Annotated in this window: 14 protein-coding genes; 8 read left to right on the top strand and 6 right to left on the bottom strand. The window is 53.9% G+C overall.

Annotation, left to right across the window (positions count from 1 at the left end; genetic code table 11):
- Nucleotides 1-24 precede the first annotated feature (24 nt).
- The 3 genes from AACS80_RS16055 to AACS80_RS16045 form a co-directional block, all read right to left on the bottom strand.
- A complete protein-coding gene (locus tag AACS80_RS16055) occupies nucleotides 25-978 on the bottom strand; it encodes a GlxA family transcriptional regulator (RefSeq protein ID WP_135406124.1) in 954 nt (317 codons plus the stop codon).
- Nucleotides 979-997: 19 nt separating this feature from the next.
- Entirely contained in the window at nucleotides 998-1,774 is a 777-nt protein-coding gene (locus AACS80_RS16050) for an MBL fold metallo-hydrolase (RefSeq protein ID WP_135409573.1), read from the bottom strand.
- A gap of 114 nt (nucleotides 1,775-1,888) precedes the next feature.
- Nucleotides 1,889-2,722 (bottom strand): DNA-binding transcriptional regulator, encoded by an 834-nt coding sequence (locus AACS80_RS16045; protein WP_214251108.1) that lies wholly within the window; start codon nucleotides 2,720-2,722, stop codon nucleotides 1,889-1,891.
- 190 nt (nucleotides 2,723-2,912) lie between these two features.
- Here AACS80_RS16045 and AACS80_RS16040 point away from each other — a divergent pair, with 190 nt between their 5' ends.
- From AACS80_RS16040 to AACS80_RS16005, 8 genes are all read left to right on the top strand, one after another.
- A complete protein-coding gene (locus AACS80_RS16040) occupies nucleotides 2,913-4,577 on the top strand; it encodes a bifunctional 3-(3-hydroxy-phenyl)propionate/3-hydroxycinnamic acid hydroxylase (RefSeq protein ID WP_135409574.1) in 1,665 nt (554 codons plus the stop codon).
- A 1-nt stretch (nucleotide 4,578) separates the two neighbouring features.
- Complete coding sequence (gene mhpB, locus AACS80_RS16035; RefSeq protein WP_000543457.1) at nucleotides 4,579-5,523, top strand: 2,3-dihydroxyphenylpropionate/2,3-dihydroxicinnamic acid 1,2-dioxygenase; 945 nt, start codon at nucleotides 4,579-4,581, stop codon at nucleotides 5,521-5,523.
- Between the two features lie 17 nt (nucleotides 5,524-5,540).
- Nucleotides 5,541-6,407, top strand: a complete 867-nt coding sequence (gene mhpC, locus AACS80_RS16030; RefSeq protein WP_135409592.1) for a 2-hydroxy-6-oxonona-2,4-dienedioate hydrolase — start codon at nucleotides 5,541-5,543, stop codon at nucleotides 6,405-6,407.
- 9 nt (nucleotides 6,408-6,416) lie between these two features.
- On the top strand, nucleotides 6,417-7,226 hold the full coding sequence (gene mhpD / locus AACS80_RS16025) for a 2-keto-4-pentenoate hydratase (RefSeq protein ID WP_130206145.1): 810 nt from the start codon (nucleotides 6,417-6,419) through the stop codon (nucleotides 7,224-7,226).
- Entirely contained in the window at nucleotides 7,223-8,173 is a 951-nt protein-coding gene (gene mhpF, locus AACS80_RS16020; RefSeq protein WP_000044314.1) for an acetaldehyde dehydrogenase, read from the top strand. The genes mhpD and mhpF overlap by 4 nt, the downstream gene beginning before the upstream one ends.
- Nucleotides 8,170-9,183 carry a 4-hydroxy-2-oxovalerate aldolase gene (gene mhpE, locus AACS80_RS16015; RefSeq protein ID WP_135409575.1) on the top strand — a complete coding sequence of 338 codons (1,014 nt, stop codon included), beginning with the start codon at nucleotides 8,170-8,172 and terminating at the stop codon, nucleotides 9,181-9,183. Before mhpF ends, mhpE begins: the two co-directional genes overlap by 4 nt.
- Before the next feature lie 214 nt (nucleotides 9,184-9,397).
- A complete protein-coding gene (mhpT, locus tag AACS80_RS16010; protein ID WP_135409576.1) occupies nucleotides 9,398-10,609 on the top strand; it encodes a 3-(3-hydroxy-phenyl)propionate transporter MhpT in 1,212 nt (403 codons plus the stop codon).
- 101 nt (nucleotides 10,610-10,710) lie between these two features.
- Nucleotides 10,711-11,250 carry a DUF2058 domain-containing protein gene (locus AACS80_RS16005; RefSeq protein WP_130260330.1) on the top strand — a complete coding sequence of 180 codons (540 nt, stop codon included), beginning with the start codon at nucleotides 10,711-10,713 and terminating at the stop codon, nucleotides 11,248-11,250.
- Nucleotides 11,251-11,376: 126 nt separating this feature from the next.
- Here the strand turns inward: AACS80_RS16005 and fghA are convergent, their stop codons facing one another.
- The 3 genes from fghA to frmR form a co-directional block, all read right to left on the bottom strand.
- On the bottom strand, nucleotides 11,377-12,210 hold the full coding sequence (gene fghA / locus AACS80_RS16000) for an S-formylglutathione hydrolase (protein ID WP_135409577.1): 834 nt from the start codon (nucleotides 12,208-12,210) through the stop codon (nucleotides 11,377-11,379).
- Nucleotides 12,211-12,302: 92 nt separating this feature from the next.
- Nucleotides 12,303-13,412: an S-(hydroxymethyl)glutathione dehydrogenase gene (gene frmA / locus AACS80_RS15995; RefSeq protein ID WP_000842102.1), complete on the bottom strand. Its 1,110-nt coding sequence runs from the start codon at nucleotides 13,410-13,412 to the stop codon at nucleotides 12,303-12,305.
- A gap of 34 nt (nucleotides 13,413-13,446) precedes the next feature.
- Nucleotides 13,447-13,722 (bottom strand): formaldehyde-responsive transcriptional repressor FrmR, encoded by a 276-nt coding sequence (frmR, locus tag AACS80_RS15990; RefSeq protein WP_001141271.1) that lies wholly within the window; start codon nucleotides 13,720-13,722, stop codon nucleotides 13,447-13,449.
- Nucleotides 13,723-13,766 lie beyond the last annotated feature (44 nt).

Raw genomic sequence — 13,766 nt, 5'->3', positions numbered from 1 at the left:
GAATTCACTTTCTTCCGGGCGCTATCATGCCATACCACGGAAGGTTTTTCGCCATTCGGCGGGGCTGACGCCGAAGTGAGATTTAAAATGCTGACGCCAGGTCACAGGTGAGAGAAAACCCACCTCAGCCGCTATCCTCTCAACGGGCAACTGACTGGTTTCCAACAGTTCCTGGCTACGGCGTAAGCGTTCAGTGATGAGCCATTCGGCGATACTCGAACCGGTCGCTTTCATAAAATGACGGGTTAGCGTGCGGCGACTCATCATTACTCGCTGCGCCAGCGAGTCGAGATCATGCTGTTGCGCAATGTTTTGCCGCAGGTAATCCAGCAGGAGGTTAATGCGTTCATCATGGGTATTTTTCGGCACCGGTTGCTCTATAAACTGCGCCTGACCGCCGGTGCGATATGGCGGTACGACCATCCGTCGGGCAATATGGTTAGCATAGTCGCTGCCAAAATGTTGCCGAACAATATACAAACAGCAATCCAGCGCCGCGGCAGTACCGGCAGAGGTAATAATACCGTCATCGTCTACATACAACGCGTTAATATCCAGATATGTTTGTGGAAAACGTGCCTGAAATTCACGCTCGAACTCCCAGTGCGTGGCAGCACGCTTATTGTTCAGTAAACCTGCATAGCCGAGCACAAACGTGCCCAGGCAAAGCCCGACAATCTGTGCCCCGTTATCCCGTGCGGTCGTTAAGGCTTCCAGCAGCTTTTGTGGCGGTTTTTGTGTAATTGTTCCCCAGTAAGGAATTATCACAATATCCGCCTGGATGACTGCGGTATAGTCATGGGTGGCGGTTACGGAAAACCCATCGGCAGAGTCCACGTTTCCCAGATTTTCAGCGCAGATAATTACGTGAAAGCGTTTTTTCTCCGCCATTTTTTCGCTAAACACGATAAACGGTACGGAAAGGTGAAAAGGGCTAAAACCGGCAACGGCGATAATGGCAACAGTTAGCGGGCGCATAACACTCTTTATCTCCGAATTAGAATGTCAACGTTTCACCATCTTCTGGTACGTTCACAAATTCGATAATTTGATTATCTCTGGCGTATTCCTTGAGCGCATCACGCGTCAGCAAACAGTGGTTTACGGCCTCCATATGTGTCGCGACAATTTGCGCTTCTGGCAGGGTAAAATGTGCTTTGAGAATATCTTCTGCTCCCATAATTATCGCGCCATGCCCCAGAACATGCGCAAATCCGGCATTCAACACAACCACTTCTGGTTGGAAAGTTAGCATTGTAGACTCGACGTCGTCACGCCAGAGGGTATCGCCAGCCAGATAGAGCGTTTTCTCTGTCGGGTGCTGGAAAACAACGCCGCAGGCTGCGCCTAAACGCTTCGCCATAGCCGGGTCGGCATAGGTGCGATCGGAGCCGTGCTGCCCTGTCGTTTTATGCAGAGTTATATCACCAAATTTAGTCTCGTCGGTAAGTACGGTAAGATGCGTAAATCCTTGTTTATGCAGTGATTCAGCATCTTGCTCATTTTGCACATAAATCAGTTTATCTTTGGGGACGACGCGGGAGGCTGTTTCGTCCCAGTGATCTTCATGCAAATGAGTCACGATTAGGGCGTCAACGTTGAGTAACGTTGTTAAATCGCACGGTAATTCTACCGTTGGATTGCGGATTTCTGCGCGTGCAGTTCCGGCAAAACCCGGATAACTTCCTTTAGGCGCGAGTAACGGGTCGATAAGAAATGTTTTGCCAGCGTATTGGATAATTTGGGTGGCATTACGAATTTGAGTAATTTTCATGATTTGCTCCACATCACAGTATTGATGTCATTAGCGTAGCGTGCAGCCCGTACTGTGCATGTGGGCAAATGGGCGAATAACGATGAGAATGGGCCAAATTACACATTGACGTCGCTAGCGCAAATGCACGCCACTTCGCCGTCCGGCCACCAGAATAGCCTGCGATTCCACCCCTTCTTCAATCTGTTTTGCTACCCGTTGCAGCGCCGGAAGATGTTTTTCTGCCGCCTGTTCAATGGTCATCGCACTGGCCATATACACCAGATTCAAACAGCCAATCACCCGTTGTTCACTGCGCAGCGGTACGGCAATGGAGGCGATCTTTTCTTCTTGATCCCAGCCGCGGTAGTTCTGCCCGTACCCCTCTTTGCGTGCGCGCGCCAGAATGGCTTCCAGCTTTAACGGTTCCCGTGCCAGTTGATAGTCATCACCGGGGCGGGCGGCTAACATTTCGATTAACGCCTGGCGTTCTTGTTCCGGGCAAAAGGCCAGCCAGGTCAGGCCCGAGGCGGTTTTCAGGAGCGGTAAACGCCGCCCGACCATTGCCCGGTGAAAGGATAATCGACTGAAACGGTGAGTGGTTTCGCGTACCACCATTGCATCAACATCCAGCGTGGAAACATCTGTCGGCCACACCACTTCGCGCAATAGATCGCCCAGCAGCGGGGCCGCCAGCGCAGAAATCCACTGTTCGTCACGAAACCCTTCGCTTAATTGCCGCACTTTGATGGTCAGACGAAAACTGTCATCGGAGGTACTGCGCCGGACATATCCCTCTTCCAGTAACGTCTCCAGCAGTCGCCGCACAGTGGTGCGATGCAGACCGCTGAGTTCCGCCAGCAGCCCGACGCTGGCACCGCCGTCAAGTTTATTTAACATATTTAATAACATTAGACCGCGGGTTAATCCGCGCACGGTTTTGTATTCCGTCTGCTCATCGTTCTGCATATTAATTGACATTTCTATAGTTAAAACAACGTTGTGCACCTGGTGCACATTCGGGCATGTTTTGATTGTAGCCGAAAACACCCTTCCTATACTGAGCGAACAATAAAAAATCATTTACATGTTTTTAACAAAATAAGTTGCGCTGTACTGTGCGCGCAACGGCATTTTGTCCGAGTCGTGAGGTACTGAAATGGCAATACAACACCCTGACATCCAGCCTGCTGTTAACCATAGCGTTCAGGTGGCGATCGCTGGTGCCGGTCCGGTCGGGCTGATGATGGCGAACTATCTCGGCCAGATGGGCATTGACGTGCTGGTGGTGGAGAAACTCGATAAGTTGATCGACTACCCGCGTGCGATTGGTATTGATGACGAGGCGCTGCGCACCATGCAGTCGGTTGGCCTGGTCGATAATGTTCTGCCGCACACTACGCCGTGGCATGCGATGCGTTTTCTCACCCCAAAAGGCCGCTGTTTTGCTGATATTCAGCCAATGACCGATGAATTTGGCTGGCCGCGCCGTAACGCTTTTATTCAGCCGCAGGTCGATGCGGTGATGCTGGAAGGGGTGTCGCGTTTTCCGAATGTGCGCTGCTTGTTTTCCCGCGAGCTGGAGGCCTTCAGCCAGCAAGATGACGAAGTGACCTTGCACCTGAAAACGGCTGAAGGGCAGCGGGAAACAGTCAAAGCCCAGTGGCTGGTGGCCTGTGATGGTGGGGCAAGTTTTGTCCGTCGCACCCTGAATGTGCCGTTTGAAGGTAAAACCGCGCCAAATCAGTGGATTGTGGTAGATATCGCCAACGATCCGTTAAGTACGCCGCATATCTATTTGTGTTGCGATCCGGTGCGCCCGTATGTTTCTGCCGCGCTGCCTCATGCGGTACGTCGCTTTGAATTTATGGTGATGCCGGGAGAAACCGAGGAACAGCTGCGTGAGCCGCAAAATATGCGCAAGCTGTTAAGCAAAGTGCTGCCTAATCCAGACAATGTTGAATTGATTCGCCAGCGTGTCTACACCCACAACGCGCGACTGGCGCAACGTTTTCGTATCGATCGCGTACTGCTGGCGGGCGATGCCGCGCACATCATGCCGGTGTGGCAGGGGCAGGGCTATAACAGCGGTATGCGCGACGCCTTTAACCTCGCCTGGAAGCTGGCGTTGGTTATCCAGGGGAAAGCCCGCGATGCGCTGCTCGATACCTATCAACAAGAACGTCGCGATCACGCCAAAGCGATGATTGACCTGTCCGTGACCGCGGGCAACGTGCTGGCTCCGCCGAAACGCTGGCAGGGTACGTTACGTGACGGCGTTTCCTGGCTACTGAATTATCTGCCGCCAGTAAAACGCTACTTCCTCGAAATGCGCTTCAAGCCGATGCCGCAATACTACGCCGGTGCGCTGGTGCGTGAGGGCGAAGCGAAGCACTCTCCGGTCGGCAAGATGTTTATTCAGCCGAAAGTCACGCTGGAAAACGGCGACGTGACGCTGCTCGATAACGCGATCGGCGCGAACTTCGCGGTAATTGGCTGGGGATGCAATCCACTGTGGGGAATGAGCAACGAGCAAATCCAGCAGTGGCGTGCGTTGGGCACACGCTTCATTCAGGTGGTGCCGGAAGTGCAAATTCATACCGCACAGGATAATCACGACGGCGTGCTACGCGTGGGCGATACGCAAGGTCGTCTGCGTAGCTGGTTTGCGCAACACAATGCTTCGCTGGTGGTGATGCGCCCGGATCGCTTTGTTGCCGCCATCGCCATTCCGCAAACCCTGGGCAAGGCCCTGAATAAACTGGCGTCGGTGATGACGCTGACCCGCCCTGATGCCGACGTTTCTGTCGAAAAGGTAGCCTGATATGCACGCTTATCTTCACTGTCTTTCCCACTCGCCGCTGGTGGGGTATGTCGACCCGGCGCAAGAGGTGCTCGATGAGGTCAATGGTGTGATTGCCAGCGCCCGCGAGCGTATTGCGGCTTTCTCCCCTGAACTGGTGGTGCTGTTTGCGCCAGATCACTACAACGGTTTTTTCTATGACGTGATGCCGCCGTTCTGTTTAGGCGTTGGGGCGACGGCAATTGGTGATTTCGGCAGTGCGGCAGGAGAGCTGCCCGTGCCTGTGGAGCTGGCGGAGGCTTGTGCGCATGCCGTCATGAAGAGCGGGATCGATCTTGCCGTTTCTTACTGTATGCAGGTGGATCACGGTTTTGCCCAGCCGCTGGAGTTCCTGCTCGGTGGGCTGGATAAGGTGCCGGTTCTGCCTGTGTTCATCAACGGTGTCGCCACGCCGCTGCCTGGTTTTCAGCGTACCCGCATGTTGGGTGAAGCCATTGGACGTTTCACCAGCACTCTCAATAAACGCGTGCTGTTCCTTGGGTCCGGTGGGCTTTCCCATCAGCCGCCGGTGCCCGAACTGGCGAAAGCCGATGCCCATATGCGCGATCGTCTGTTGGGTAGCGGGAAAGATTTACCCGCCAGTGAGCGTGAATTGCGTCAGCAACGGGTGATCAGCGCCGCTGAGAAGTTTGTTGAGGATCAGAGAACTCTGCATCCGCTCAACCCGATTTGGGATAACCAGTTCATGACTTTGCTGGAGCAGGGACGCATACAGGAACTGGATGCCGTCAGTAACGAAGAGCTTTCCGCCATTGCCGGAAAGTCGACACATGAAATCAAAACCTGGGTCGCCGCTTTTGCCGCTATTTCTGCGTTTGGCAACTGGCGTAGCGAAGGGCGTTATTACCGCCCAATCCCGGAGTGGATTGCCGGATTTGGCTCGTTAAGCGCCAGAACAGAGAACTGAATATGCAGGAGAAGATGATGAGTTATCAGCCACAAACCGAAGCCGCCACCAGCCGTTTTCTGAATGTAGAAGAAGCGGGTAAAACGCTGCGCATCCATTTTAATGACTGCGGACAAGGCGACGAAACCGTAGTTCTGCTGCACGGTTCCGGCCCGGGGGCTACGGGCTGGGCGAACTTCAGCCGCAATATCGATCCGCTGGTAGAGGCGGGCTATCGAGTGATCCTGTTGGATTCTCCGGGCTGGGGTAAGAGCGACTCGATCGTTAATAGTGGTTCGCGATCGGATCTTAATGCACGCATCCTGAAAAGCGTGGTGGATCAACTGGATATCGCCAAAATCCACTTGCTGGGCAACTCGATGGGCGGCCACAGTTCTGTGGCGTTCACCCTTAACTGGCCGGAGCGCGTCGGTAAACTGGTGCTGATGGGCGGCGGTACGGGCGGAATGAGTTTGTTTACGCCAATGCCAACCGAAGGTATTAAGCGACTGAATCAGCTTTATCGCCAGCCTACTATCGAAAACCTGAAGCTGATGATGGATATCTTCGTTTTTGATACCAGCGATTTGACCGACGCCCTGTTTGAAGCGCGCCTGAATAATATGCTGTCGCGTCGCGATCACCTGGAAAACTTCGTTAAGAGCCTGGAAGCCAATCCGAAACAGTTCCCGGATTTTGGTCCACGCCTGGCGGAAATCAAAGCACAAACCCTGATTGTCTGGGGGCGCAACGACCGTTTTGTGCCGATGGATGCGGGTCTGCGTCTGCTTTCCGGCATTGCTGGTTCTGAACTGCATATCTTCCGCGACTGTGGTCACTGGGCGCAGTGGGAACATGCCGACGCTTTCAATCAACTGGTGCTGAATTTCCTCGCGCGCCCTTAAGGAATGGTCATGACGAAGCATACTCTTGAGCAACTGGCGGCGGATTTACGCCGTGCCGCAGAGCAGGGCGAAGCGATTGCGCCGCTGCGCGATCTGATTGGTATTGAAAACGCGAAAGCCGCCTACGCCATTCAGCGCATCAATGTGCAACATGACGTCGCTCAGGGACGGCGAGTGGTGGGGCGCAAAGTGGGGCTGACGCATCCGAAAGTGCAACAACAACTGGGCGTTGATCAACCGGATTTTGGGACGTTATTTGCCGATATGTGTTATGGCGATAATGAAACCATTCCTTTTTCCCGCGTCTTGCAACCCCGCATTGAAGCGGAGATCGCACTGGTTTTGAACCGCGATTTGCCCGCGACCGATACCACGTTTAACGAACTGTATAACGCCATTGAATGGGTACTTCCGGCGCTGGAAGTGGTGGGTAGCCGCATCCGCGACTGGTCGATTCAGTTTGTCGATACCGTGGCAGATAACGCCTCCTGCGGGGTGTATGTCATCGGCGGTCCGGCGCAACGTCCGGCGGGGTTAGACCTGAAAAACTGCGCCATGAAGATGACGCGTAATAACGAAGAGGTTTCCAGTGGGCGCGGCAGCGAATGCCTGGGACATCCGCTTAATGCCGCTGTCTGGCTGGCACGCAAAATGGCCAGCCTGGGTCAACCGCTGCGCGCCGGAGATATCATTCTTACCGGGGCATTAGGTCCGATGGTGGCGGTGAATGCGGGCGATCGTTTTGAAGCCCATATTGAAGGCATAGGTTCAGTTGCTGCGACATTTTCAAGCGCAGCCCCAAAAGGAAGTCTGTCATGAGTAAGCGTAAAGTCGCTATTATCGGTTCTGGCAACATTGGCACCGATCTGATGATTAAAATTTTGCGTCACGGTCAGCATCTGGAGATGGCGGTGATGGTCGGCATTGATCCTCAGTCCGACGGTCTGGCGCGTGCCAGACGTATGGGCGTCGCCACCACCCATGAAGGGGTGATCGGGCTGATGAACATGCCTGAATTTGCTGATATCGACATTGTATTTGATGCGACCAGCGCGGGTGCGCATGTGAAAAACGATGCCGCTTTGCGCGAAGCGAAACCGGATATTCGCTTAATTGACCTGACGCCTGCTGCCATCGGCCCTTACTGCGTGCCGGTGGTTAACCTCGAGGCGAACGTCGATCAACTGAACGTCAACATGGTCACCTGCGGCGGCCAGGCCACCATTCCAATGGTGGCGGCGGTTTCACGCGTGGCGCGTGTTCATTACGCCGAAATTATCGCTTCTATCGCCAGTAAATCTGCCGGACCTGGCACGCGTGCCAATATCGATGAATTTACGGAAACCACTTCGCGCGCCATTGAAGTGGTGGGCGGCGCGGCAAAAGGGAAGGCGATTATCGTGCTTAACCCAGCAGAGCCACCGTTGATGATGCGTGACACGGTGTATGTATTGAGCGACGAAGCTTCACAAGATGATATCGAAGCCTCAATCAATGAAATGGCTGAGGCGGTGCAGGCTTACGTACCGGGATATCGCCTGAAACAGCGCGTGCAGTTTGAAGTTATCCCGCAGGATAAACCGGTTAATTTGCCAGGCGTGGGGCAGTTCTCCGGGCTGAAAACGGCGGTCTGGCTGGAAGTCGAAGGCGCAGCGCATTATCTGCCTGCCTATGCGGGCAACCTCGATATTATGACTTCCAGTGCGCTGGCGACAGCGGAAAAAATGGCCCAGTCACTGGCGCGCAAGGCAGGAGAAGCGGCATGAACGGTAAAAAACTTTATATCTCGGACGTCACGTTGCGTGACGGTATGCACGCCATTCGTCATCAGTATTCGCTGGAAAATGTTCGCCAGATTGCCAAAGCACTGGATGATGCCCGCGTGGATTCGATTGAAGTGGCCCACGGCGACGGTTTGCAGGGTTCCAGCTTTAACTATGGTTTCGGCGCACATAGCGACCTTGAATGGATTGAAGCGGCGGCGGATGTGGTGAAGCACGCCAAAATCGCGACGTTGTTGCTGCCAGGAATCGGCACTATTCACGATCTGAAAAATGCCTGGCAGGCTGGCGCGCGGGTGGTTCGTGTGGCAACGCACTGTACCGAAGCAGATGTTTCTGCCCAGCATATTCAGTATGCCCGCGAGCTCGGAATGGACACCGTTGGTTTTCTGATGATGAGCCATATGACCACGCCGGAAAATCTCGCGAAGCAGGCAAAGCTGATGGAAGGCTACGGTGCGACCTGTATTTATGTGGTGGATTCTGGCGGTGCGATGAACATGAGCGATATCCGCGACCGTTTCCGCGCCCTGAAAGCAGTGCTGAAACCAGAAACGCAAACCGGCATGCACGCTCACCATAACCTGAGTCTTGGCGTGGCGAACTCTATCGCGGCGGTGGAAGAGGGCTGTGACCGAATCGATGCCAGTCTCGCGGGAATGGGGGCGGGCGCAGGTAACGCGCCGCTGGAAGTGTTTATTGCCGCCGCGGATAAACTGGGCTGGCAGCATGGGACCGATCTCTATGCGTTAATGGATGCCGCTGATGACCTGGTGCGTCCGTTGCAGGATCGTCCGGTACGAGTCGATCGCGAAACGCTGGCGCTGGGATACGCTGGTGTTTACTCCAGCTTCCTGCGTCACTGTGAAACGGCGGCGGCGCGTTATGGCTTAAGCGCGGTGGATATTCTCGTTGAGCTGGGCAAACGCCGGATGGTTGGCGGCCAGGAGGATATGATCATCGACGTGGCGCTGGATCTGCGCAACAACAAATAATGATGACTGCCGAGAACGTGCATTTTGTATGCCCATCCCAGGCCTGATAAGACGCGCCAGCGTCGCATCAGGCGTCTGCGCACGACTGCCGGATGCGGCGTAAATGCCTTATCCGGCTTACATTTCGCCCGTAGGCAGTCATTAAATGGTTCTGATTACGCGGCTGGCAATGTATCAGCCGCGATTCACCTGTACTCACAACGAGGTTCATCTTATGTCGACTCGTCTCCCTTCATCATCTTCATCCCGCCTTATGCTGACCATCGGGCTTTGTTTTTTGGTCGCTCTGATGGAAGGACTGGATCTTCAGGCGGCTGGCATTGCGGCGGGTGGCATCGCCCAGGCTTTCGCACTCGATAAAATGCAAATGGGTTGGATATTCAGCGCCGGAATACTCGGTTTGCTACCCGGCGCGTTGGTTGGCGGAATGCTGGCGGACCGTTATGGTCGCAAGCGCATTTTGCTTGGCTCAGTTGCGCTGTTTGGTTTGTTCTCACTGGCAACGGCGATTGCCTGGGATTTCCCCTCACTGGTCTTTGCGCGGCTGATGACCGGTGTCGGGCTGGGGGCAGCGTTGCCGAATCTTATCGCCCTGACGTCTGAAGCCGCGGGTCCACGTTTTCGTGGGACGGCAGTGAGCCTGATGTATTGCGGTGTTCCCATTGGTGCGGCGCTGGCGGCGACGCTGGGTTTCGCGGGGGCAAACTTAGCCTGGCAAACGGTGTTTTGGGTAGGTGGTGTGGTGCCGTTGATTCTGGTGCCGCTATTAATGCGCTGGCTGCCGGAGTCGGCGGTTTTCGCTGGCGAAAAACAGGCTGCGCCACCACTGCGTGCGTTATTTGCGCCAGAAACGGCCACCGCGACGCTGCTGCTGTGGTTGTGTTATTTCTTCACTCTGCTGGTGGTCTACATGTTGATCAACTGGCTGCCGCTGCTTTTGGTGGAGCAAGGATTCCAGCCATCGCAGGCGGCAGGGGTGATGTTTGCACTGCAAATGGGGGCGGCGAGCGGGACGTTAATGTTGGGCGCATTGATGGATAAGCTGCGCCCAGTAACCATGTCGCTACTGATTTATAGCGGCATGTTAGCTTCGCTGCTGGCGCTGGGAACGGTGTCGTCATTTAACGGTATGTTGCTGGCGGGATTTGTCGCGGGGTTGTTTGCGACAGGTGGGCAAAGCGTTTTGTATGCCCTGGCACCGTTGTTTTACAGTTCGCAGATCCGCGCAACAGGTGTGGGAACAGCCGTGGCGGTTGGGCGTCTGGGGGCTATGAGCGGCCCATTGCTGGCCGGGAAAATGCTGGCATTAGGCACTGGCACGGTTGGGGTAATGGCCGCTTCTGCGCCGGGTATTCTTGTTGCAGGGGTGGCGGTGTTTATTTTGATGAGCCGGAGATCACGAATGCAGCCGTGCGCCGATGCCTGACGCACCTTATTAAGCAGGGGCGAAAGGGACTTGCCCTCAATACACCTACGGCGTTTACAGGTATACTCGCTAAAAATTATTCAGCGGGTTTGGAAACAAAGATGGCAAAACTTACCTTACAAGAGCAGTTGCTCAAAGCAGGATTAGTCACCAGCAAAAAAGCGGCGAAGGTCGAGAGAACGGCGAAAAAATCGCGCGTTCAGGCGCGTGAAGCTCGGGCGGCGGTAGAAGAAAATAAAAAGGCACAGCTTGAGCGTGATAAACAGCTTAGCGAGCAACAAAAACAAGCGGCGTTGGCGAAAGAATATAAAGCCCAAGTGAAGCAGCTTATTGAAATGAACCGAATCACCATTGCCAATGGCGATATTGGTTTTAACTTTACCGATGGTAATCTGATTAAGAAGATTTTTGTCGATAAGCTCACGCAAGCGCAGTTGATTAATGGTCGTCTGGCGATTGCCCGCTTGTTGGTCGATAACAATAGCGAAGGTGAATACGCCATTATTCCCGCCAGCGTTGCCGATAAAATTGCTCAGCGCGATGCCAGCAGTATTGTGTTGCATAGTGCACTCAGCGCCGAAGAGCAGAATGAAGATGATCCGTATGCCGACTTCAAAGTGCCTGATGATTTGATGTGGTAAACATAGATAAGCCGTGCGCAGATGCCTGATGCGACGCTTTGCGCGTCTTATCAGGCCTACGGTTTATGGGCGAAATGTAGGCCGGATAAGGCGTTTGCGCCGCATCCGGCAGGCGTGCGCAGATGCTCAACGCATATTCAATTTATTGGCGTGGTACGCAATATGCTCGCCAATAAAACTGGAGACAAAATAATAGCTGTGGTCGTAACCTTCGTGATACCGGATTACCGCCTTGATATTCATCTCCTGACAGACCTTTTCAAGATTTTGAGTCCGCAGCTGTTCCACGTAAAAATCATCACTCAATCCCTGATCAACCATTATTTCTGCAACGTGTTGACCTTGTGAAATAAGGCTCACCGGATCGTAATCCAACCAGGTTTCTTTATTTTCACCAAGATACGCGGCAAAGGCTTGCTGGCCCCACGGTACTTGCGAAGGGGAAACAATGGGCGAAAACGCCGAGACGCTGACATACTCATCTGGGTTACGCAGCGCCAGTACCAGCGCGCCCAGCCCGCCCATAGAATGACCTGAGATAGACTTTCTGGCCGTTGCCGGAAAATGTTGCATCACTAAATCCGGCAGCTCGCTGCGGATATAGTCATACATTTTGTAATGCTCTTTCCACGGCGCTTGCGTCGCGTTCAGGTAAAAACCAGCACCTTGCCCGAGATCGTAACGGTCGGCATCTGCGACATGACTGCCTCGCGGACTGGTGTCCGGCACAACAACAATAATGTTGTGTTCAGCCGCGTAACGCTGCATTCCCGATTTGGTAATGAAATTCTGCTCGTTGCAGGTCAGGCCCGAAAGCCAGTAAAGCACCGGCAATTTTTCACTCGCAGCTTTTGGTGGGAGATAGACGCCGACATTCATTTCACAATTCAGTGATTGGGAATAATGCCGATACACATTTTGCCAGCCGCCAAAGCTGACATGTTTTTCAATGAGTTCCATCAGCCATTATCTCATGGTTAATTCCCCGGACGGCTGCCCGGGGACGGTATTAAGAACCTCGTCTAAACTGGACGGGGTAAACCTGCGGGAAATCAGTAACGAATTACGGTTCGAATGGATTTGCCTTCATGCATCAGATCAAAGGCGTCATTAATTTCATCCAGGCTCATGGTATGCGTCACAAACGGTTCCAGGTCGATATCACCTTTCATTGCATCTTCAACCATCCCCGGTAACTGGGAGCGACCTTTCACGCCGCCAAACGCGGAACCTTTCCATACGCGACCGGTGACCAACTGGAATGGACGGGTGGAGATTTCCTGACCAGAACCTGCTACCCCGATGATCACCGACTGACCCCAGCCGCGGTGAGCACTTTCCAGCGCCGCACGCATCACATTGACGTTACCGATGCACTCGAAGGTATGGTCGATACCCCATTTGTTGATATCCAGCAGGACATCTTTAATCGGTTTGTCGTAGTCATTCGGGTTAATGCAGTCGGTGGCACCGAAGCGACGCGCCAGATCGAATTTCTTCGGGTTCGTATCAATAGCGATAATCCGTCCCGCCTTCGCCTGACGTGCGCCCTGAACCACTGCCAGACCAATCGCGCCAAGACCAAACACGGCAACAGAATCACCTGGCTGGACTTTAGCGGTGTTATGCACTGCGCCAATGCCAGTGGTTACGCCACAACCCAGCAGGCAGACGTGTTCATGGTTTGCTTCTGGATTAATTTTGGCCAGAGACACTTCCGCGACCACGGTGTATTCACTGAATGTAGAACAGCCCATGTAGTGATAAAGCGGCTGCCCGTTGTAAGAAAAACGGGTGGTGCCGTCTGGCATCAGGCCTTTGCCCTGGGTTTCGCGAACCGCGACACAGAGGTTGGTTTTGCCGGAACGACAGAACTCACACTCGCCGCACTCTGCGGTATAAAGCGGGATCACATGGTCGCCAGGTTTGACGCTGGTTACGCCTTCACCGACTTCAACCACAACGCCAGCCCCTTCGTGACCAAGAACGACCGGGAATACACCTTCCGGGTCATCGCCGGAGAGGGTAAATGCGTCGGTATGGCAAACGCCGGTATGGGTAACTTTGATCAGCACTTCACCTTTTTTCGGTGGTGCAACGTCAATTTCAACGATTTCCAGCGGTTTACCGGGAGCAAATGCAACGGCAGCACGTGATTTCATCTTTCGCTCTTCCTCAATATGGTAATAGATTCAGCTATTTAAGATAGGCTCGAACCAGTTCAATAGTGTCGTCAACGGATTGGCTGACTTCACGGCTGTAGCAGTCATTTCGGTCAAACGTTTCCCGGATATGGCTTTCAAGCACTTCTGCCATCAGCCCGTTAGCCGCGCCCCGAACGGCGGCTATCTGTTGGAGTATGGCACGGCATTCGGCATCACCCTCCAGCGACCGTTCCAGAGCATCAATCTGCCCCCGAATACGACGAACTCGAGTAAGGACCTTTTTCTTCTCTTCCGGAGTACTGGGCATTTCGCACCTCATCATCTGCACGCAATATACTATAGGGGGGTATG

The sequence above is a fragment of the Escherichia sp. E4385 genome, from assembly GCF_963883145.1.
Lineage (GTDB): Bacteria > Pseudomonadota > Gammaproteobacteria > Enterobacterales > Enterobacteriaceae > Escherichia.
The sequence above is the reverse complement of the archived record's forward strand: the minus strand, read 5'-3'. Positions and strand labels throughout refer to the sequence as shown.